This is a genomic window from Azospirillum cavernae, assembly GCF_003590795.1.
GTDB classification, from domain to species: Bacteria; Pseudomonadota; Alphaproteobacteria; order Azospirillales; family Azospirillaceae; genus Azospirillum; species Azospirillum cavernae.
This window is the reverse complement of record NZ_QYUL01000001.1, coordinates 343,973-363,462: the sequence shown is the minus strand read 5'-3', so window position 1 is coordinate 363,462 and position 19,490 is coordinate 343,973. Positions and strand designations below refer to the sequence as shown.

Here is a 19,490-nt window from a genome sequence, read left to right as displayed (position 1 = left end):
CGGCGCGCGTCAGCTCCGGTAGCTGCCGTTGATGTCGATGTAGCCGTGGGTCAGATCGCAGGTCCACACCTTGGCGGTGCCGCGACCAAGCCCAAGGTCGATGTGGACGTCGATCTCCTTGCCCTTCATGTGGGCGGCGACCGGGGTTTCGTCATAGCCGGGGACTTCCATCCCTTCGGCGCAGATCAGCGTGCCGCCGACGGTGATCTTGATGAGATCGCGGTCGGCGCGCTCGCCCGCCCGCCCGATGGCGGCGACGATGCGGCCCCAATTGGCGTCCTCGCCGGCGACGGCGGTCTTGACCAGGGGGGAGTTGGCGACGGTCAGCGCGATGCGCTTGGCCGCCGCGTCGCTGTCGGCCCCGTCCACCGTGATGGCGACGAATTTGGTGGCGCCTTCGCCGTCGCGAACGATCTGCAAGGCCAGATCAAGCAGCAAATCTTCCAGGGCGGCGCGGAAATCGGCCAGTTCGGCGGCGGCGGCGCTGGACACCGGGGCGTTGCCCGCCTTGCCGGTGGCGAACAGCAGCAGCGTGTCGCTGGTCGAGGTGTCGCCGTCCACCGTGATGGCGTTGAAGGTGCGCTCGGTGAATTCCGACAGCATGTCCTGCAAGGCGCTGGACGCGATGGCGGCGTCGGTGAAGACGAAGCCCAGCATCGTCGCCATGTCCGGGGCGATCATCCCCGACCCCTTGGCGAAACCGGCGATCGTCACCGGCGTGCCGCCGATGGTGACGCTGCGGACGGCGCCCTTGGGGAAGGTGTCGGTGGTCATGATGGCGCGGGCGGCCTTTTCCCACGCCGCCGAATCCGCCGCGAGCGTCGGGACCATGGCGGGCAGGGATTTGCCGATGGCGTCGGCGGCCAGCGGGATGCCGATCACGCCGGTCGACGCGATGTACACCTCGTCGGGCGCGCAATCCGCGATGGCGGCGGCGGCCTGGACGGTCGCCTGAACGGTGGCGTCGCCCGCCTTGCCGGTGAAGGCGTTGGCGTTGCCCGCGTTGACCACGACGGCGCGGGCCGACCCCTTGGGCAGGCTGTCGCGGCACCAGATCACCGGAGCGGAACAGGTCAACGAGCGGGTCAGCACCCCGGCCACGGCGGTGTCGGGATCCAGCACGGCCAGCAGCAGATCGTCGCGGCCCTTGTATCGGATGCCGCTGTTCGCCGTGGCGATGCGCACGCCCGCGATGGGGGGCAGCGTCGGAAAGCTGGCGGGAGCCAAGGGAGAGAGCGTCGTGGCCATGGGGGAATTCCCGTGCGGGGGGTGGGTTTTGTGTAGCGCGAACGCGGAGCGGGGTTTTGCCCCCACCCCAACCCTCCCCCGCTGACGCGGGAGAGGGGGCCTTGCGGATCAGCGACGCCCATCCCCTCTCCCGCGTGAGCGGGGGAGGGTTAGGGAGGGGGCCGTCGCCGCGACCGCTTTCCGATCGGCAGGCTTACGGCTTCTTCGGCTCGTCCGCCTTCGGGGCGGCGGCGGGATCTTCCTTGGGCATCGGCGAACCGTCCATCTGGAAGGTCTCGACCTTGGCGGCGCCGCGCAGCTCGTCCACCAGGGCGGTCACGAGATCCTTCGACAGGGTCTGTTCAAGCTGCGGCTTGACCTCGTCCAGCGTCGGAGCGGGCTGGGTGCGCTTGTCTTCGACCTTGATGATGTGGAAGCCGAACTGGGTCTTGACCGGCTCCTTGCTCACCTCGCCCTTCGCCATGGCGAAAGCGGCGACGGCGAACGGCTCGACCATCGCGTCCTTGGTGAAGTAACCCAGATCGCCGCCCTGCTGGGCCGCCACCGAATCTTTCGACTTTTCCTTGGCCAGCTTGGCGAAATCGCCGCCCTTGGCCAGTTCGGCGATGATGGCCTTGGCCTCGTCTTCCTTTTCGACCAGAATGTGGGCGGCCTTGACCTCGTCCTGCGGCGGGTTCTGCTTCAGATAGGCCTGATAGGCCTCGTCCAGCGCCTTGGGCGTGATGCGGGACTTCATTTCCTTCTGGATGAAGGCGCGCTGCACGGCGCGCTCCTCGGCGCGCTTGACCTCGTCCTTGACCTCGGCGCTGTCGGCCAGCTTGGCCTTGTAGCCCGCCGACGCCACCAGCTTGCCGCTGACGAGCTGGTCGATGACCGCCGGATAGATCATCTCGATGGGCATCTGCTGCACCTGGGGCGGCAGTTGCGCGACCATCCGGGTAACGTCGGAGCGGTGCAGTTCCTCACCATTCACGCGCGCGACGACCGGGTCGGCGGCGGGGGTCGGGGCGGCGGTCTGCGCGTGCGCGGTCAGCGCGACGCCGCAAACGGCCATCGACAGAAGAGCGGTGCGGAACACTCGATTCACCATGGCGACTCATTTCCTTCCGGCGGGTGTGGGGCGAAGCGTGACTCGCGGCGCCAGAGCCACCCGCCGCTCCGCGCCCGATTTCGTGAGGATTAAGCATGGGTTGCGCGTGCCGGGCAAGGCCCCCATCAATCCGTCACACAACTGGGCAGCCGTCTGCGCCAATACCAGCCCCACAGCCGCTTTTGCGGTGGTTTTGCGTGGGTCCAATGGGCCGGTCTCGTTGACAGCGCCCCGCCATAGCCCTATGTGAGACCCGTCGATAGGCTGGCCCACACTCCGTTTTACTTCCGAGGTTTTCATGTTCGGCGCTCTCGCCCGCAAGATTTTCGGCACCGCCAACACGCGCGTGGTCAAGGCGCTGCACAAAACCGTCCAGCAGATCAACGACTTGGAGCCGTCGGTCGCGGCGCTGTCGGATGAGGCGCTGAAGGCGCGCACCGATTGGCTGCGCGAACGGCTGACCAAGGGCGAGTCGCTGGACGACATCCTGCCCGACGCCTTCGCCACCGTGCGCGAGGCGGCCAAGCGCGTGCTGGGCCAGCGGCATTTCGACGTGCAGCTTCTCGGCGGCATGGTGCTGCACCAGGGCAAGATTTCGGAAATGCGGACGGGCGAAGGCAAGACGCTGGTCGCCACGCTGGCCGTCTATCTGAACGCGCTGGAGGGCAAGGGCGTCCACGTCGTCACCGTCAACGACTATCTGGCCCGCCGCGACAGCGGTTGGATGAGCCGGGTCTACAGCTTCCTCGGCCTGAGCACCGGCTGCATCGTGCCGGGCCTGGACGACGACGAGCGCCGCGCCGCCTACGCCGCCGACATCACCTATGGCACGAACAACGAGTTCGGCTTCGACTATCTGCGCGACAACATGAAGTTCCGCCTGGAGGAAATGGTCCAGCGGACGTTCAATTACGCCATCGTCGACGAGGTCGACTCGATCCTGATCGACGAGGCGCGCACCCCGCTCATCATTTCCGGCCCGTCGACCGACGCGGGCGAAATGTATCTCCAGGTGGATCGCCTGATCCCGCTGCTGGTCCCGGAGGATTTCGAGAAGGACGAGAAGCACCGCTCCGTCAGCTTCTCCGAAATCGGGCAGGAGCACATGGAAAAGCTGCTGGCCGAAGCGGATTTGCTGAAAACCGGCGGGCTGTACGACATTCAGAACGTCGCGCTGGTCCACCACGCCCAACAGGCCCTGCGCGCGCACACGCTGTTCCAGCGCGACAAGGATTACATCGTCAAGGATGACAAGGTCATCATCATCGACGAGTTCACCGGGCGCATGATGGACGGTCGCCGCTTCTCCGAAGGGCTGCACCAGGCGCTGGAAGCCAAGGAGCGGGTGACGATCCAGCGCGAGAACCAGACTCTCGCCTCCATCACCTTCCAGAATTATTTCCGCATCTATCCCAAGCTGGCGGGCATGACCGGCACCGCGATGACCGAGGCCTCCGAATTCGGCGAGATCTATGGTCTTGAGGTGGTGGACATCCCGACCAACGTCGCGGTCAAGCGCATCGACCATGACGACGAGGTCTATCGCACCGGCGCCGAAAAATACCACGCGATGATCGATTTGATCGAGGAGGCGCGCAAGCGCGGCCAGCCGGTTCTGGTCGGCACCACCTCCATCGAAAAGTCGGAATTGCTGGCCGATCTGCTGACCAAGCGCGGCATCCCGCACAATGTGCTGAACGCCCGCCACCACGAGCAGGAGGCCTACATCGTCGCCCAGGCCGGGCGCGCCGGCGCGGTGACGGTCGCCACCAACATGGCCGGTCGCGGCACCGACATCCAGTTGGGCGGCAATCTTCAGATGCGGATCGAGGTCGAGCTGTCCGACATCCCGGAAGGCCCGGAGCGCGACGCCCGCATCACGCAGATCGAGGCCGAAATCGCCGAGGCGCGCGAGGTGGTGAAGGCCGCTGGCGGCCTCTACGTCATCGGCACCGAACGTCACGAAAGCCGCCGCATCGACAACCAGCTCCGTGGCCGTTCGGGCCGTCAGGGCGATCCCGGCACGTCGAAATTCTTCCTGTCGCTGGAAGACGATCTGATGCGCATCTTCGGGTCGGAGCGGATGGACAGCATGCTGCAACGCCTTGGCCTGAAGGAAGGCGAGGCGATCATCCATCCCTGGATCAACAAGGCGTTGGAAAAGGCTCAGCAAAAGGTCGAAGCGCACCATTTCGAGGTCCGCAAGAACCTGCTGAAGTTCGACAACGTCATGAACGATCAGCGCAAGGTCGTCTATGAACAGCGCCGCGAGGTGATGGACAGCGAGGACATCGCGGAGGAAATCCGCGAGATGCGCCACCAGATCATCGCCAACGTCGTCGCCACCGCGATTCCCGCCAACAGCTATTCCGAACAGTGGGACATCGATTCGCTGCATGAATCGGCCAACCGCCTGTTGGGCATGGATCTGCCGGTTCATGACTGGGCCAAGGAAGAGGGCATCGCCGAGCCGGAGATCGAGGAGCGGGTCCGCACCGCCGCCGATGAGAAATACGCGGCCAAGGAAGAGGCCTATGGCGCCGACACCATGCGCCATGTGGAAAAGAGCCTGCTGCTCCAGATCCTCGATCAGGAATGGAAGGATCACCTGCTCCAGCTCGACCATCTCCGCCAGGGCATTTCCTTGCGCGCCTACGCGCAGAAGGATCCGCTGAACGAGTACAAGCGCGAGGCGTTCGAGCTGTTCGACACCATGCTGATGAATCTGCGCGAGCAGGTCACGTCGGTGCTGATGCATGTCGAAGTCCGCATGGCCCCGTCGGAGGAGGAGATGTTCGCCCGCCGCATGCAGGAGATGCAGGAGGGCCGCAACGACCCGGCGCTCGCCATGGCCGGTGGCGACGGCGCTCTCATCCCGGAAGACCAGCCGCTGCCGGACGATGTGATGGCCAACACGCCGCGCAACGCCAATTGCCCCTGCGGATCGGGCAAGAAGTTCAAGCATTGCCATGGGCGTCTGGCGTAACCCGGTCTTCCCAAACGCAGGACCAGAATAAAGAGAAACGGGCGGGCCATTGGCTCGCCCGTTTCCGTTCATGCCACAGCGCGAAAGGCCATGCGGCACGCCGTCGCGGCCCGTGGATTCACGAATTCTGAACGCGAACGGGTGTAGTCTGATCGTGGTTCCCAAGGCGACGCCACAGGCGGTAGAGCCTCTGCGCGCCGCCGGTTCGGAGGGTTCCGATCATGGCCGCCCACACCCCGCTCCACCCGACACCCAGCCACCCAATTCCCCAACACCCAACGCCGAATCCCCCGGCGCCCGCGCGCCCGGCTCCGACCTCCATCCATCACCCCCGGCAGGAACCGCACACCCGCCGTCTGATCGCCACCGTTCTGCTGGTCCTTCTGACACTGACCGGGCTGGCCTATGCGGGCACCTTCGCCTTCAGCCATGTGTTTGAAAGCCGCCGCGTCGCCGCGCAGATGGGGCCAAAGGCCCGGCTGGCCCCCCTGCCCGCTTTGGACATCGCGCTGGGCGGGTCGCGCGCCATCGACATGCAGGTGTCGCTGGTGCTGGCCCCCAAGGTGAAGGCCGACGCCGTTCTGCGCTATCAGGACCGCATCGCCGACCGGCTGTTTGAAAGCGTGGGCCGGGTGGAGGCGGATCGGCTGACCGCGCCCGGATCGGCGCAATTGCTGAAAGACGCCGTCAAGGACGCGGTGCGGCGCGAGGCCGGGGCCGGGCTGATCCGCGACGTCTACATAGAACGCATGGTCGTCCGGTGAGGGACGCAGGGCTTGTCCCGCCGAAAGATCTTGGTTTGTGCGACGCAATAGACTATTAAGTGCGTCTTGATCGCTGGAGGCTCGCGCGTCTCTTGAGCGAGACGCGCTTTGATTTCGCAGGGCGTCCACCCCACTGTGAGGGGTTTGGGCGGTTCATGCTTCGGATAGACGCCTCTCCCTCTCGACCTCCTCCCGGCGAAACCGCCGGCTTCTCTCACGCTCGCCATTCGGGCGCGTGTGGGCGTGCCGTCTTGTCTTGAGAAGGTTGACTGCATTGTCGTTTGCTGAACTTGGTCTGCACCCGCTCGTCCTGAAGGCCCTTGAGGCTTTTGAATACACCGTCGCGACCCCGGTCCAGGCCGCCGCGATTCCCCCGGCGATCGCTGGCCGCGACATCCTCGCCACCGCCGAAACCGGCACCGGCAAGACCGCCGCCTTCATGCTGCCCGCCCTGACCCGCATCGCCGAACTGCCCCGTTTGGGCGTCGCCGCTCCGCGCGTTCTGGTGCTGGCCCCCACCCGCGAACTGGCCAAGCAGGTCACGGACGCCGCCCGCAAATACGCGAAGTTCATGAAGCTGAACATCGTGGACGTCGTCGGCGGCATGCCCTACCGCGAGCAGCTTCGCCTGCTGTCGCGTCCGGTGGACATCGTCGTCGCCACGCCGGGCCGTCTGATCGACCATGTGTCGCGCCGCCGCATCGATCTGGAAGCGGTCGAGGTTCTGATCCTCGACGAAGCCGACCGCATGCTGGACATGGGCTTCCACGATGACGTGGAAACCATCGCCAAATGCTGCCCGCCGACCCGCCAGACCATGCTGTTCACCGCGACGCTCGACCGCCGCATGACCGGCCTGGCCAACAACCTGCTGCGCAACCCGGAACGGGTCGCGGTGGAAACCGAAGCCACGGCGATCAACGTCGAACAGCGTCTGCACCACGCCGACGATCTCGACCACAAGCGCAAGATGCTCCAGCATTTCGCCGCTCAGCCGGAAGTCGGCAAGGCGATCATCTTCGCCGCGACCAAGCGCGACGCCGATTCGCTGGCCGAGGAACTGGCTGACGCCGGTCACTCCGCCGCCGCTCTGCACGGCGACATGGACCAGGGCAAGCGCAACCGCACGCTCCAGCGTCTGCGCACCGGGCAGATCCGTCTGCTGGTGGCGACCGACGTCGCCGCGCGCGGCATCGACGTGCGTGACATCACCCACGTCATCAACTTCGACCTGCCGCGTTCGGCCGAAGATTACGTTCACCGCATCGGTCGCACGGGTCGTGCGGGCGCTTCGGGCATCGCGATCTCCTTCGCTGGCCGCGCCGACCGCGAGACCCTGTTCCGCATCGAGCGTTACACCAACGCCGCGCTGGCGGTGCATGTGATCCCCGGTCTGGAGCCGCAACGCCCGTTCACCGCTGGTGGCCGTCCGCCCAGCCGCAACGCCCGCCCCAGCGGCGGCCCGAAGCCCTGGCAGCGTGGCGCCAACGACAAGCCCGCCGCCCAAGGCCCGCGTGGCCCGCGTTCGGAGCATGGCCGTTCGGACGCCCGTCCGGACCACAGCCACGCCCGCCGCGAAGCCCATGGCAACGGCGGCAAGCCGGTCGCCCGCGCCAAGGCTTGGTAAGGACAAACAGGATCGCCGGATCGCTCTGATCCGGCGCGACTGAGCGAATGACGGGGCGGTTCTCTCACGAGGACCGCCCCGTTTCCATGTCAACTCTATCCCTCCAGCCCATCCAACAGGCGTTTTGCCGTTTCAAAGCATTGCAGGCGCAGTTCCGGCACCGCGACCATTTCCCAGAAGGGCGCCTTGCTGACCGGCCCCAAGGCGACGACGCGCGCGGACGCGACGCCGTTCGCGCCAATCAGCGCCCCCGTCGCGGTGACGTCCAACCCCAGACGCAACGGATCGGGCCGCGCCAGCCCCTGATCGAGCAGCGAGCGCACCAGCGGGTGTCGCACCCGGTCATAGTCGCAATTCGTGCCGATGGCGTTGATGACGACGTCGCCCTGCAAGGTCGTCCGCCGCGCCCCGCCGCGCGCCAGCACCGACAACTCCAGCCCATCCGCCCTGGCGGCGATGTCCGTCAAGCGTCCGGCCTGCACGGTCAATTGACCGCTGGCGCGCGCGACGTCGATCCGATCGGCGACAGCGGGGGCCATGCGGTGGCGGTGGATGTCCCAAAAGGGCCGGGCGTGACGCAGAAAGCGGCGGCGCTCGTCCAGCGGCAGCCCCGCCCACAGACGGTGGTGATGGGGGCGCAGCGCGTCGAAGGCCGAACGCCAGCCGTCCCCGGCCTCGTCCGCCCGCCGCGCCGCCGCCCGCAAGGCGATCAACACGTCCAAAACCGTTCGCGGCATCCGGTCCGGGTGGAGAAAGGCGTCGATGGGCCGCGTCTCGGCGTGCCGGTGCGGCAAGAAGCCCCGGCGCGACAGGGTGGTGATCGCCCCGCGATGACCCTGGTTGAGCAGAAGCAGCGCGATGTCCACCATGGTCAGGCCGGTGCCGAGGATGACCACCCGCGCGTCCCGGTCAACCGCCGCCAACGCCTCGTTGTCCCAAGGGTCGCCGAGAAAGCGGTCGCTCGCCAGAACCTGTTTCGCCGTGGCCGAGGTCAGTCCGGGCGGCAAGGGCGGGAAGTTGCCGATGCACAGGGCCACCGAATCCGCCGTCAGATCGCCGCCATCGGCCAGCCGCAGACGCGCCGCGCCGCCGTCGGTCGGCGTCAGTTCCACCACCTCGCCCCGACGCTCGATCAAGCGGGCGTGGGACGGCGCGGCGGCCCGCGCCTGCCCCAGAACATCTTGAATGTAAGCCCCATACTCCGCGCGGGTGGCGAAGGATTGCCCGCGTTGCGGCGTCTCCTCCGCCCCGCTCCGCGCCGACAGCCAGCGCAGAAAATGCCCCGCGTCGTCGGGAAAGGCGCTCATATTCTGCGCCCGCACGTTCAGCACATGCGCGTTGTTCTGGGTGGCGTAGGCGACGCCGACGCCACGACGGTCCCGCGCCTCAATCAGATGAATCGCCAGCGGGCGTTGGGCGGCGCGCAACAGATGGGTGGCCAACAAGCAGCCGCTGAACCCGCCGCCAACGATGGCGATGGTCTGTTCGGGCGAGACGTCGGCGGGGCGACAGGGCGCTGGGCTGGACATGGCGACTTTCCACCTTTTGAGGTCAGGGGCGCGGGCGTCGGAGCGGCAGGACGGCGCCGTCACGCGTTCATTCTCTTTATATCTATTATTTTAATAGAGATAAACTGGGAAGCAAAATCATCCACCATCCATCAACGCCCTCCGCGACGAAATGGCCGCTGAGAAATGGCGTGATCTTGATGAACATTGTCAATCACGCCACTCCCACCCCGCGATGATGGCCGCTATCCTGGCGACGTTGCGTTCCCATCCCAAGGACTGCCCGACCATGCTGCAACTCCGCCCCTCCTGCGAATGCTGCGACCGCGATCTGCCGCCCGACTCCCTCGACGCGGTGATCTGCTCCTTTGAATGCACCTTCTGCGTCGATTGCCGCGACCGTCTGCCCGGCCAGCGCTGCCCCAATTGCGGCGGGGAGTTGGTCCGCCGCCCGATCCGCCCGGCGGGCAAGCTCGCCGCCAACCCGCCGAGCAGTTTGCGGGCCGTGAAATCCGACGGCTGCGCCTCGCTGTTCTGAAGAGTCCAGCGCCCGCGCCTCAAAAAGCTCATAGCCTGAAGGGTCGCGCTGCGGTGGCGAAGGGGGCGGTTTCTCCTGTAAGGTCGCCGCTGTACTGTGTGTTCGACAGGGTGTGCGATGAATCGGCGCGTGTTGTTCCCCTTGGGTCTGGCCCTGACCATGCTGATGGTCCCCGGATGCCTGCCGCGCGACCGCATCCCCAACCCGGCGGACGTCCGCAGCGCGCCCGACACCGGCCCCGGCCTCGACCCCATCTTCGGCCAATGGGAGGCCGACAAGCCGACCCAACTGCGCGCCCAACCGACCAACGGCGCCGCCGTCATCGCCAGCATTGGCGCCGGGCAGTCGGTGACGACGCTGGGCCGGGTGCGCAACAGCGATTGGGTCGCGGTGAAGGCGGGCGGCTCCACCGCCTATGTCCGTTTGCATCTGCTGCGCCTGAAGGGCAGCGCGCCCAGCGGCACGCGCGGCACCACGACGACTCTCGCCAAGCCGGTGGACAACGCCGGGCCGACGATCAAGGCGGCCCCGCGCGGCAAGATCGGCGCGGCCCCGATCCCGAACTGACCATCGCTTTCGCAGGCGGACGGGTTGCAATTGACCGGGAAAGCGCCTAGGTCACTCGCTCTTCGCGCATGTTTACCCTGAGCACCAAGGAGACCTCCGTCATGGGCTACACCGTCGCGGTCATCGGCGCCACCGGCAACGTCGGGCGGGAGATCCTGAACACGCTCGCCGAGCGGAAGTTTCCCGCCGACACCGTCATCGCGCTGGGCATGGATCGCGCCGTCGGGCATGAGGTGTCCTATGGCGACGACGGCGTTCTGAAGGTCCAGGATCTCACCAAGTTCGACTTCTCCACCGCCGACATCGCCTTCATGGCGGTGGACGCCAAGCTGGTGGCCGCCCACGCGTCGCGCGCCGCGACGTCCGGCTGCGTGGTGATCGACACCGGCCCGACCTTCCGCATGGATCCCGACGTGCCGCTGGTGGTGCCGGAGGTCAACCCGCAGGCGCTGGCCGGGTACAAGCAGCGCTACATCGTCGCCGCGCCCAACGCCGCGACCATCCAGCTGGTCATCGCGCTGAAGCCGCTGCACGACCGCTACACCGTCCGCCGCGCCGTCGTCGCGACCTATCAGGCCGTCTCGGGCGAGGGCAAGGACGCGATGGACGAGCTGTTCACCCAGACCCGCGCCATCTTCGTCGCCGACCCGGTGGTGAAAAGCGCCTTCCCAAAGCAGATCGCCTTCAACGTCATCCCGCAGATCGACGGCTTCCTTGACGACGGATCGACCAACGCCGAATGGATGCTGAACGTCGAAACCCGCAAGATCCTCGACCCCAAGATCAAGATCGCGGCGACCTGCGTCCGGGTGCCGGTCTTCATCGGCGACGCAGCGTCGGTCCATGTCGAAACGGAGCAGGAAATCAACGCCGACGACGCGCTGGAGGTCCTGCGCGCCGCCCCCGGCCTGTCGGTGCTGGACAAGCCCGGCACCCCCGAGGGCTACATCACCCCGGTCGAGGTCGCGGGCGAAAACCCGGTCTTCATCAGCCGCATCCGCGACGACGTGACGGTGGAAAACGGTCTGGCCTTCTGGTCGGTCGCCGACAATCTGCGCAAGGGCGCGGCCCTGAACGCCGTGCAGATCGCCGAGATTTTGGCGCGGGATTATCTGGAGGAGTGACGGCGGCACGAACGCGGCGGCGGTCCCGGTCCTCTACGCCGTCGCCCCGGTCGCCTCACCGCCCAAACAGCCGGTACAACGCCGCGTGGTCCAACCCGCCGTCGCCCTGGTCGGCCAGCATCTCGAACAGCTCCAGCGTCAGGCCGAGCGCCGGAAGGTCGATGTCGGATTGTTCGGCCAGCTCCTCGGCTTGACGCAAGTCCTTGATCTGGGTCGTCACCCGACCGCCCGGCGTGAAATCGCCCGTCACCATCCGCCCGCCATGCAGGTCGAGGATGCGGGATTCGGCGAAGCCGCCGCGAATGGCGTCGCGCACGCGGGCGGGATCGGCCCCCGCCGCCTTGGCCAGCGCCAGCGCCTCGGCCACCGCGCCGATGGTCAGGCCGACGATGACTTGGTTCGCGGTTTTGGCGATCTGCCCGGCCCCGCTGTCGCCGACCAGGGTGATCCGCCGCCCCATCGCCTGGAACAGCGGCAGGGCGCGGACGAAGGACGCCTCGCGGCCACCGGCCATGATGGTCAGCGCGGCGCTCTCCGCCGCCACCGTGCCGCCCGACACCGGGGCGTCGAGCCAATCGGCCCCGACCGCCCGGGCGCGCGCGGCCAGAACGCGGGTGGCGGCGACGGCGGTCGTGCTCATGTCCACAATCAGATGACCGGGCCGCAGCACCGGCGACAGCGCCTCGGCCACGCTTTCCACCGCCGGGGTGTCGGTCAGCATCAGAATGACGATGTCGGCCTGCCCGGCCACCGCCACAGATCCGGTGGCGGCGATCATGCCCTCCGCCGCCAGTTCGGCGACCGGGCCGGGGCTGCGGCTGGACACCACCAGCGACGCGCCCGCCCGCGCCAGGGCGCGCGCCATCGGTTTGCCCATCAGGCCAAGCCCGATGAAGCCGACCGTGTGGCCGGACAGGTCGGGGCGGAAGGCGTCCTGCGTCATCGCGTCCGTCATGCGCGGGATCACAGGCGCATGTGACGGGCGCGGGCGCCGCGTTCGATGGCGGCGGCGCACAGCCGGTCGACGCCCAGCCGCAGGCGAATCATCTCCAGCATGCGCAACTCCTCCTGCGAGGCTTTGGCGTCGGCGGCGGCGACGTCGCAGGCGACCGCGTAGCCGGTTTCGCGCAGCTTGCTGGGCAACGCCTGCTCGATGATGGTCAACACCGTGTCCAGCCCGTCGTTGTCGGCCAGCATGGCGGTGCATTCACGGGTGGCGGCCATCACCGAATCGCCGTCGAAATCGCGGAAGATCGGCAGATAGCGGACATTCTCGCCGATGGTTTCCAGCTCGTCGGTGGTCATGTCGCCGTCACAGGCCGACACCAGGACCATGACGTAAATCAGCGCGTTGTGATGGTCGATCATTGGCTCATCCTTGGAGCGGGGAATCCTCGGGAAGCGGGACGCCCCGTCGCCGCTATCTTGCCCGGCGGCGACGGCGCGTCAAGGGTGCCATGCCGGAAACGGGGGGATCGACGGCTCGACGCGACCATTCGCGCCCCCTATTGTCAGCGCCATGTCGGTTGTCCTGAACGTCGCCCTTCCCGTCTTCGCCATCATCCTCGCCGGGGTCCTGTCCGGCAAGGCGAAGCTGCTTGGCCCCGCCTCGTCGGAGGCGTTGAACAAGTTCGTCTATTGGATGGCCTTGCCGCCGGTGCTGTTCCTCGGCACGGCGCGGCGGTCCCTGTCGGAGATTTTCAACGGGCCGTTCATCGGCGCTTTCCTCGGAGCCATGCTGGCGGTCTACGCGCTGGGCGCGCTGATTGGCTGGCTGGTCCACCGTGAGCGCACGCAAATCCTGTGCATGCAGGGGCTGACCGCCAGCTTTTCCAACACCGGCTATATGGGAATCCCGCTGTTTCTGGCCGCGTTCGGCCCCGACCATCTGGCCCCGACCATCCTCGCCACCGTCATCATGAGCGCGATCATGGTCGGCATCGCGGTGATCTGGCTGGAGTTCGCCAACAGCCACGGCCACGGTCTGGGCAAGGCGTTGACGGACGTTGGCCGGGCGCTGGCCAAGAATCCGTTGATCGTCTCCACCGCCATCGGCATCGCCTGGGCGGCGCTGTTGCCGGGCGTGGCGGTGCCGCGCCCCATCGCCACCTTCTGCGAGTTGATGGGGGCCGCCGCCGGTCCCTGCGCGCTGTTCGCCATCGGCCTGTTCCTGGCCGGGCGCAGCCTGAAGGCCGATCTGGTCGAGGTGGGGTGGATCAGCGCCCTGAAGCTGCTGGTCCAACCGGCCCTGACCTGGGCGCTGACCGTCACCCTGTTCCCGATGGATCCCTTCTGGACCGGCTCGGCCATCATACTGGCCGCCCTGCCCACCGGGGCGCTGACCTTCGTTGTGGCGCAGCAGTATCAAATTTACGTGGACCGCACCTCGTCCGCCATCCTGGTGTCCACGGTGCTGAGCGTCGTCACCCTGTCGGCGCTGCTGGCGGTTTACGCGCCCGCTGGGTGAGGGGCGCCGGTTCCTGGTCCGTGTTCGGGCGATTTGGCGCGTTCAACCCCTGAACCTCTTGCAAAATTCAACCTAAAACCCCGCGTCAAACCTGAATAAATCTAAGACTTTTTTCTGATGACACGCATATATTTTTGTTGAGCCAATCAAAAAGCGCCTTCATTTTAAGCAAAAAAGACGTTCCAACTTCAAAATTATTTCCCCTAAAAATTTTGCGGGCGGGGAAAATACCATCTCCCCCCAAATCAGCTCATTGACATATTTTGCACACTCCCCAATTTCCGCGTGCAACAGCCGAACCACCAACACTGACTCCCTGACCGAGGTATGGACATGACGCTTCTTCAGAACCTGCGCATCGGCAGCAAAATTTACGCCGTGGTCGCGATTCTCAGCGCTCTGACCTTGGGGGTGTCGCTGTTCATGAATCGCACCATCTCAAACATCGACGCGCAGTACAGCGCCCTGTTGAGCGACGACGTCACCTTTGGGTTGAAGCTGGAGCGGATGCGCGGCGACCTTGCCAACATGGGGCGTCAGGTGAACAACGTGCTGCTGCTCCAGGACCCGTCTGGCCTGCCCGCCTTGACCAAGGCGATTGGGGACATTCAAACCGCCGTCGCTGAATCCGGCGCGATCATCACCCGTCTGGCGAAGCCGGAGCACAAGGACAAAGTCAACCAATTGTCCACGCTGGTGGGGGCGATCAAAGCCGCGCTGCCCAAGGTGTTCGCCGCCAAGGAAAAGGGCGACCACGCCGAAGCCGCCGCCGTTTATGACAAGGAAGGACGCCCGCTGCTGGTGGAGGTCTACAGCGTCGCCGCCGCGCTGTCCGACGAGGTCGCCGCCGGGGTTGATCGCAACTCTCAAGCCCTGAGCGACCAAACCGACCGGACGATGTTCACCACCATGACCATCGCCGTGGCCCTGATTGCCCTGGTTGGCGTTCTGGCGGTGTTGCTGGTCATCGTCGGCATCCGCCGCCCGCTCACCGCCCTGAACACGGTGATGGAGCGTCTGGCGGCGGGAGATTCCGCCGCCATCGTCACGGGAACGGATCGGGGTGATGAACTCGGCGCGATGGCCCGCACCGTGGAGGTGTTCAAAGACAACATGCTTCGCGCCCGCAAGTTGGAGGAGGAGGTCAAGCAGGTCGAACTCCAGGCCACCGCCGAGAAACGCGCCAACACTCTGGCCTTGGCCCGGAGTTTTGAGGACCGCGTCGGCGCCATCGTCAACGCCGTCGGCAGTTCCGCCACCGAACTTCAAGCGACCTCGTCGCAACTGGCCGTGACGGTCGATCGGGTCAGCGCGCAATGCGCCAATGTGGCCGCCGCGTCCGAACAGGCCAGCGCCAACGTGCAAACCGTCGCCGCCGCGTCGGAAGAGCTGTCGGCCTCGATCAACGATCTGTCGGATCGCGTCGTCCGCGCCGCTGATCGTTCCAAACGCGCCGCCGAGGGAGCCAGCGAGGCCCAGCGGCAACTGGATCAGTTGTCCAGCGCCATCGACCAGGTCGACCAGATCGTCGCCGCGATCAACGCCGTGGCCAGCCAAACCAATTTGCTGGCGCTGAACGCCACCATCGAAGCCGCCCGCGCGGGCGAAGCCGGAAAGGGCTTCGCCGTGGTGGCCAGCGAAGTCAAGAATCTGGCCAATCAAACCCACGCGATGACCGAACAGATCACCAACCAAATCAGCGCGGTCAAAAGCGCGTCGGAACGCACCGTCGGAGCGATGCGCACCATCATCGGGCAGGTTGAGGACATCAGCAGCTCGACGGCGGACATGGCGTCGTCGGTCAGCCAGCAAAGCAGCGCGACGGTCGAGATCAGCCGCAACGCCCAACAGGCCGCCGTCGGCACCACCGAAGTGTCGCGGAACGTTCAGGGCATCCAAGTGGCTGGAAACGAGACCGGCGCCGCGACCGGCAACGTCAAACAAGCGTCGGACGACCTTGCCCGGCAATCGTCGCAGTTGAAGCAGGCGATGGACGGCTTCCTCGCCGAACTCCGCGCCGCCTGACGCCGGAACGGCGTCCGTCAGCCGTCAGCACGGGGCGCGGCGCGGGCCAGCCGGCCAAGCACGGCGACGGACGAAACGAAGGCGGTTCAGCGCCCCCGCTTGGCCGCTCCCGAAATTGAGGAGCGCGCCAAACAGGCGGCCTGAAACCGTTCAGACCGCCGCGCCAACAGGCTCAAATCAAGCCGGAGAGCCGATTCTTCGGGGCGCCCGTGTTGCCGTGGGTCGAAAATCCCGAATCAGCCTCCCGGTCGGACGCCGCCCTCGGCTCAGACTCCTCCTCGTCCCCCGTCAGCTCGAACGGGGTTCCCAGGAACGGATCGCTGCCGCCGTGACCGGCGCGAATATGCCCATCCTCGGTGCAGGCCCGCCGGTAATAGGCGGCGATGAACACCCGGACCGCCGAGGTCAAGGTGACGTCCGCCTCCTCCGGCGGCACGCCGCGACGGCGCGCCTGCTCTTCGATCCGCTCCTTGATCGAGGTGCAGAGCTTGTTGACCGAAAGCCCTTCCCGACGCCCGATGTCTTCCAGAGCGTCCCACATGGACGGCTCCAACCGCATGCTCGTGCGGTGTCCGCCGATCATGATGTTCTGGCTTCTCAGCGGCTCCACCCCCTGTTTGGGGGGATCCACCCGCTTTTTCTTCGGCCCACGCTTCGCCATCCGCAGCCCCTTCCACGAAGCCGCCGACGAACACGCGAAGTTTGCGTCCGTCCCGGCGCGATACATGGTTGCATAGGTGGCACTCTACTAAACGATACGAGAAATGCAACATCGCTCGCCGATATTTTTGTTCTGATTTATCGGAATATCGACCATCGGTTGCACGCGTATGTGTGCATTTCTGTGCGCAGGGCCTCGATTGTCTTGGCGGGAACTTGTTTCAGGCGGTTGTTTCAGCGTCCGTCCGCGTGGTCAGGCCCAGAGCGTGGACACGCTCGCTCAACTCATCGGCCAACAGGGCGTAAACCATGCGCTGCCGTTCCACCCGTGATTTTCCGGTGAAAGCGGCGGACACCACGGTGACGTGAAAATGCGTCTCCCCCTTGGCGTCGGCTCCGGCGTGTCCGGCGTGACGGTCGGACTCATCAACGATGTCCAACTGGACGGGCGACAGGCCAGCGGTCAGCTTTTGACGGATGCGGGCGGCGTATTCCATGAAATCCCCAGGGGTTGGCGGTCAATCCGGCGAAGGCCTCGCAAAACAGGTGAGTGGGACAGCCCCGCCCTGTCAAGCCCCGCTCTGTCAAGCCGGGGATGAGCGTCCGCGCGCATGACGGACGGACGCGCGGGCGCGCTTGCCAGACCGCCCGCCGCTTCTCATACTTGGCCCCATGAGCAAGAGCCGCGCCCGCAACAGCTACGATAGCCACACCGCCTCGCGGGTGGGAACCCGCGTCTGCGACCACCCGGACTGCGTGGCCTCGGGCGAGCATCGCGCGCCAAAAAGCCGCAACTCGCTGAATGATTATTGGTGGTTCTGCCTGGAGCACGCGCGGGACTACAACCGCTCCTGGGATTATTACGCGGGCATGTCGGTCGATCAGATCGAGGCCGAGGTCCGCCGTGACACCACCTGGCAACGGCCAAGCTGGCCGCTGGGCAAATGGGGGGCGCAGGAAAAATTCCTGCGCGACCGCGTGCTCCACGGCTTCAGCTTTGAATTCGGCCAGGAATCCGGCAAAAGCGAGGAAGAGACCAAGGCGGCGCAACGCCGTCAGGCCGCCCGCACCGCCGAGGAGGAGGCTCTGGCCGTCCTCAATCTGGCGCCCCCGGTCGATTTCACCCAGATCAAGGCGCGCTATCGGGAACTGGCCAAACTGCATCATCCCGACGCGAACGGAGGAGACAAGGCGGCGGAAGAAAAATTGAAAGAGATCAATCTCGCCTACAACACGCTGAAAGCCTGTTATGCTGCGTGACCCCACGATGGCGGGCCGGGCATCCCCCGCGACCGCCGGACAACCGACACTCGCTGGAACGTAAGAAGCCAACCCATGCCTTCCCAAGGAGCCACGCAGGCCAGTTCGGCCCTGTTCGACCACAAGCCCGACACCACCGTTTCGGTGCGCGACGTCTTCGGCATCGACAGCACCATGCAGGTGCCGGCCTTCAGCCAGCGCACCGAACATGTCCCGGACGTGGACGAAGCCTATCGCTTCGACCGCGACACGACGCTGGCGATCCTTGCCGGTTTCGCGTTCAACCGCCGGGTCATGGTGCAGGGCTATCACGGCACCGGCAAATCGACCCACATCGAGCAGGTCGCCGCCCGCCTCAACTGGCCGTGCATTCGCGTCAATCTGGACAGCCACATCAGCCGCATCGACCTGATGGGCAAGGACGCCATCGTCCTGCGCGACGGCGTCCAGGTCACGGAATACCGCGAAGGCATCCTGCCCTGGGCCTTGCAGCACGCCTGCGCCCTGGTGTTCGACGAGTATGACGCGGGGCGCCCCGACGTGATGTTCGTGATCCAGCGCGTGCTGGAGGTCGAAGGCAAGCTGACGCTGCTCGACCAAAACCGCGTCATTCGCCCGCACCCGGCCTTCCGCCTGTTCTCCACCGCCAACACGGTTGGCCTGGGCGACACCACCGGCCTGTATCACGGCACGCAGCAGATCAACCAGGGTCAGATGGACCGCTGGAACATCGTCGCGACCCTGAATTATCTGCCGGTCGAGGACGAGATCAAGATCGTCTCCGCCAAGGTCAAGGCCTATGACGATCCCAAGGGGCGCGAGCTGGTCGCCTCGATGGTGCGTCTGGCCGATCTGTCGCGGGCGGGCTTCATGAACGGCGACATCTCCACCGTGATGAGTCCGCGCACGGTCATCACCTGGGCGGAAAACGCGCGCATCTTCAACGATGTGGCCTTTGCCTTCCGCATCACCTTCCTGAACAAGTGCGACGAGGTGGAGCGTCCGACGGTCGCTGAATATTACCAGCGCTGCTTCGGCGTCGAACTGCCGGAAACCGGGGTTCAAGCGAACCTCGTGTGATCGGTCGCGGGATCGCCGCGCCTCACCCTTGAAGGGAAGGCGCGGCGTCGCGCACAAAATTTGACGCGGATTTCACGGATTGAAGCACGGATTTCACGGATGAAGGTGAGCCTGGGCGCCACATTGGATGGGTTGACCGAGCGTGTCGTCGGCGCAGCCCTTGCCGTTCACGGCGCGCTCGGTCATGGCTTCGCTGAAACCGTCTACAAAAAGGCCATGCTCCGTGAACTCGCGGACAGCGGCCTTGAGGCTGCAAACGAAGTCCCTTTCCAAGTTCACTACCGTGGACATCTGGTTGGCACTTATTTTGCCGACATCGTCGTGGAGGGCCGGGTCATCGTTGAGTTGAAGGTCTGCGACGCTTTGGGCCAAGCCCATCTTCGCCAAGTTGTAAATTATCTTCGAGTCAGCGGCTTGCCCGTTGGCCTTCTGTTCAACTTTGCGGCGCCAAGCCTAGCCATACGACGCGTGCTGCCGCCTCCAAAACATCCGTGAAATCCGCGTCCAAATCCGTGAAATCCGTGGCAACCTTGCCCACCGCTGATT

Annotated in this window: 18 protein-coding genes; 11 read left to right on the top strand and 7 right to left on the bottom strand. The window is 65.8% G+C overall.

The window, feature by feature from the left end; translation table 11 throughout:
• Positions 1–9: 9 nt before the first annotated feature.
• Together argJ and D3877_RS01720 are read right to left on the bottom strand one after the other, a co-directional pair.
• Positions 10–1,248: a bifunctional glutamate N-acetyltransferase/amino-acid acetyltransferase ArgJ gene (gene argJ, locus D3877_RS01725; RefSeq protein ID WP_119829063.1), complete on the bottom strand. Its 1,239-nt coding sequence runs from the start codon at positions 1,246–1,248 to the stop codon at positions 10–12.
• Between the two features lie 193 nt (positions 1,249–1,441).
• Positions 1,442–2,338, bottom strand: a complete 897-nt coding sequence (locus D3877_RS01720) for a peptidylprolyl isomerase (RefSeq protein WP_119829062.1) — start codon at positions 2,336–2,338, stop codon at positions 1,442–1,444.
• Positions 2,339–2,636: 298 nt separating this feature from the next.
• On the opposite strand from D3877_RS01720, the gene secA reads away from it, so the two are divergent.
• From secA to D3877_RS01705, 3 genes are all read left to right on the top strand, one after another.
• Positions 2,637–5,324: a preprotein translocase subunit SecA gene (secA, locus tag D3877_RS01715; protein WP_119829061.1), complete on the top strand. Its 2,688-nt coding sequence runs from the start codon at positions 2,637–2,639 to the stop codon at positions 5,322–5,324.
• A 221-nt stretch (positions 5,325–5,545) separates the two neighbouring features.
• The gene (locus D3877_RS01710) at positions 5,546–6,088 is read left to right on the top strand and encodes a flagellar basal body-associated FliL family protein (protein ID WP_119829060.1); all 543 of its coding nucleotides are present in this window, start codon (positions 5,546–5,548) and stop codon (positions 6,086–6,088) included.
• A 274-nt stretch (positions 6,089–6,362) separates the two neighbouring features.
• Complete coding sequence (locus D3877_RS01705; RefSeq protein WP_119829059.1) at positions 6,363–7,715, top strand: DEAD/DEAH box helicase; 1,353 nt, start codon at positions 6,363–6,365, stop codon at positions 7,713–7,715.
• Between the two features lie 95 nt (positions 7,716–7,810).
• Here D3877_RS01705 and D3877_RS01700 read toward each other — a convergent pair whose 3' ends face one another.
• A complete protein-coding gene (locus D3877_RS01700) occupies positions 7,811–9,244 on the bottom strand; it encodes an FAD/NAD(P)-binding protein (protein ID WP_119829058.1) in 1,434 nt (477 codons plus the stop codon).
• 268 nt (positions 9,245–9,512) lie between these two features.
• Here D3877_RS01700 and D3877_RS01695 point away from each other — a divergent pair, with 268 nt between their 5' ends.
• The 3 genes from D3877_RS01695 (at position 9,513) to D3877_RS01685 (ending at position 11,452) form a co-directional block, all read left to right on the top strand.
• Entirely contained in the window at positions 9,513–9,761 is a 249-nt protein-coding gene (locus tag D3877_RS01695; RefSeq protein ID WP_119830716.1) for a DUF1272 domain-containing protein, read from the top strand.
• Between the two features lie 129 nt (positions 9,762–9,890).
• The gene (locus D3877_RS01690) at positions 9,891–10,328 is read left to right on the top strand and encodes an SH3 domain-containing protein (protein ID WP_238474680.1); all 438 of its coding nucleotides are present in this window, start codon (positions 9,891–9,893) and stop codon (positions 10,326–10,328) included.
• A 101-nt stretch (positions 10,329–10,429) separates the two neighbouring features.
• Positions 10,430–11,452: an aspartate-semialdehyde dehydrogenase gene (locus tag D3877_RS01685; RefSeq protein ID WP_119830715.1), complete on the top strand. Its 1,023-nt coding sequence runs from the start codon at positions 10,430–10,432 to the stop codon at positions 11,450–11,452.
• A gap of 55 nt (positions 11,453–11,507) precedes the next feature.
• Here D3877_RS01685 and D3877_RS01680 read toward each other — a convergent pair whose 3' ends face one another.
• Both D3877_RS01680 and D3877_RS01675 read right to left on the bottom strand, forming a co-directional pair.
• Positions 11,508–12,407, bottom strand: a complete 900-nt coding sequence (locus tag D3877_RS01680; protein ID WP_238474679.1) for an NAD(P)-dependent oxidoreductase — start codon at positions 12,405–12,407, stop codon at positions 11,508–11,510.
• Between the two features lie 8 nt (positions 12,408–12,415).
• Entirely contained in the window at positions 12,416–12,820 is a 405-nt protein-coding gene (locus tag D3877_RS01675) for a tellurite resistance TerB family protein (protein WP_119829056.1), read from the bottom strand.
• Between the two features lie 151 nt (positions 12,821–12,971).
• Here D3877_RS01675 and D3877_RS01670 point away from each other — a divergent pair, with 151 nt between their 5' ends.
• Both D3877_RS01670 and D3877_RS01665 read left to right on the top strand, forming a co-directional pair.
• Complete coding sequence (locus D3877_RS01670) at positions 12,972–13,919, top strand: AEC family transporter (RefSeq protein ID WP_119829055.1); 948 nt, start codon at positions 12,972–12,974, stop codon at positions 13,917–13,919.
• Between the two features lie 333 nt (positions 13,920–14,252).
• Positions 14,253–15,944 (top strand): methyl-accepting chemotaxis protein, encoded by a 1,692-nt coding sequence (locus tag D3877_RS01665; protein ID WP_158599757.1) that lies wholly within the window; start codon positions 14,253–14,255, stop codon positions 15,942–15,944.
• Positions 15,945–16,116: 172 nt separating this feature from the next.
• Here D3877_RS01665 and D3877_RS30425 read toward each other — a convergent pair whose 3' ends face one another.
• Both D3877_RS30425 and D3877_RS01655 read right to left on the bottom strand, forming a co-directional pair.
• Positions 16,117–16,605 carry a ribbon-helix-helix domain-containing protein gene (locus D3877_RS30425; protein ID WP_238474678.1) on the bottom strand — a complete coding sequence of 163 codons (489 nt, stop codon included), beginning with the start codon at positions 16,603–16,605 and terminating at the stop codon, positions 16,117–16,119.
• 220 nt (positions 16,606–16,825) lie between these two features.
• Positions 16,826–17,101, bottom strand: a complete 276-nt coding sequence (locus tag D3877_RS01655) for a BolA family protein (RefSeq protein ID WP_119829053.1) — start codon at positions 17,099–17,101, stop codon at positions 16,826–16,828.
• A 175-nt stretch (positions 17,102–17,276) separates the two neighbouring features.
• Between D3877_RS01655 and D3877_RS01650 the strand changes: the two genes are divergently transcribed.
• The 3 genes from D3877_RS01650 to D3877_RS01640 all read left to right on the top strand — a co-directional run bounded on the left by D3877_RS01650 (position 17,277) and on the right by D3877_RS01640 (position 19,439).
• The gene (locus D3877_RS01650) at positions 17,277–17,864 is read left to right on the top strand and encodes a J domain-containing protein (protein ID WP_119829052.1); all 588 of its coding nucleotides are present in this window, start codon (positions 17,277–17,279) and stop codon (positions 17,862–17,864) included.
• Between the two features lie 75 nt (positions 17,865–17,939).
• A complete protein-coding gene (gene cobS, locus D3877_RS01645; protein ID WP_119829051.1) occupies positions 17,940–18,944 on the top strand; it encodes a cobaltochelatase subunit CobS in 1,005 nt (334 codons plus the stop codon).
• 99 nt (positions 18,945–19,043) lie between these two features.
• Entirely contained in the window at positions 19,044–19,439 is a 396-nt protein-coding gene (locus tag D3877_RS01640) for a GxxExxY protein (RefSeq protein ID WP_119829050.1), read from the top strand.
• Positions 19,440–19,490: the final 51 nt, after the last annotated feature.

What these genes read in the sequence shown, in the direction of transcription:
- argJ (WP_119829063.1), bottom strand. Translation starts at nt 1,248, where the DNA reads ATGGCCACGACGCTCTCTCCCTTGGCTCCCGCCAGCTTTCCGACGCTG.
- D3877_RS01720 (WP_119829062.1), bottom strand. Translation starts at nt 2,338, where the DNA reads ATGGTGAATCGAGTGTTCCGCACCGCTCTTCTGTCGATGGCCGTTTGC.
- secA (WP_119829061.1), top strand. Translation starts at nt 2,637, where the DNA reads ATGTTCGGCGCTCTCGCCCGCAAGATTTTCGGCACCGCCAACACGCGC.
- D3877_RS01710 (WP_119829060.1), top strand. Translation starts at nt 5,546, where the DNA reads ATGGCCGCCCACACCCCGCTCCACCCGACACCCAGCCACCCAATTCCC.
- D3877_RS01700 (WP_119829058.1), bottom strand. Translation starts at nt 9,244, where the DNA reads ATGTCCAGCCCAGCGCCCTGTCGCCCCGCCGACGTCTCGCCCGAACAG.
- D3877_RS01695 (WP_119830716.1), top strand. Translation starts at nt 9,513, where the DNA reads ATGCTGCAACTCCGCCCCTCCTGCGAATGCTGCGACCGCGATCTGCCG.
- D3877_RS01685 (WP_119830715.1), top strand. Translation starts at nt 10,430, where the DNA reads ATGGGCTACACCGTCGCGGTCATCGGCGCCACCGGCAACGTCGGGCGG.
- D3877_RS01680 (WP_238474679.1), bottom strand. Translation starts at nt 12,407, where the DNA reads ATGACGGACGCGATGACGCAGGACGCCTTCCGCCCCGACCTGTCCGGC.
- D3877_RS01675 (WP_119829056.1), bottom strand. Translation starts at nt 12,820, where the DNA reads ATGATCGACCATCACAACGCGCTGATTTACGTCATGGTCCTGGTGTCG.
- D3877_RS01670 (WP_119829055.1), top strand. Translation starts at nt 12,972, where the DNA reads ATGTCGGTTGTCCTGAACGTCGCCCTTCCCGTCTTCGCCATCATCCTC.
- D3877_RS01665 (WP_158599757.1), top strand. Translation starts at nt 14,253, where the DNA reads ATGACGCTTCTTCAGAACCTGCGCATCGGCAGCAAAATTTACGCCGTG.
- D3877_RS30425 (WP_238474678.1), bottom strand. Translation starts at nt 16,605, where the DNA reads ATGGCGAAGCGTGGGCCGAAGAAAAAGCGGGTGGATCCCCCCAAACAG.
- D3877_RS01655 (WP_119829053.1), bottom strand. Translation starts at nt 17,101, where the DNA reads ATGGAATACGCCGCCCGCATCCGTCAAAAGCTGACCGCTGGCCTGTCG.
- D3877_RS01650 (WP_119829052.1), top strand. Translation starts at nt 17,277, where the DNA reads ATGAGCAAGAGCCGCGCCCGCAACAGCTACGATAGCCACACCGCCTCG.
- cobS (WP_119829051.1), top strand. Translation starts at nt 17,940, where the DNA reads ATGCCTTCCCAAGGAGCCACGCAGGCCAGTTCGGCCCTGTTCGACCAC.
- D3877_RS01640 (WP_119829050.1), top strand. Translation starts at nt 19,044, where the DNA reads ATGAAGGTGAGCCTGGGCGCCACATTGGATGGGTTGACCGAGCGTGTC.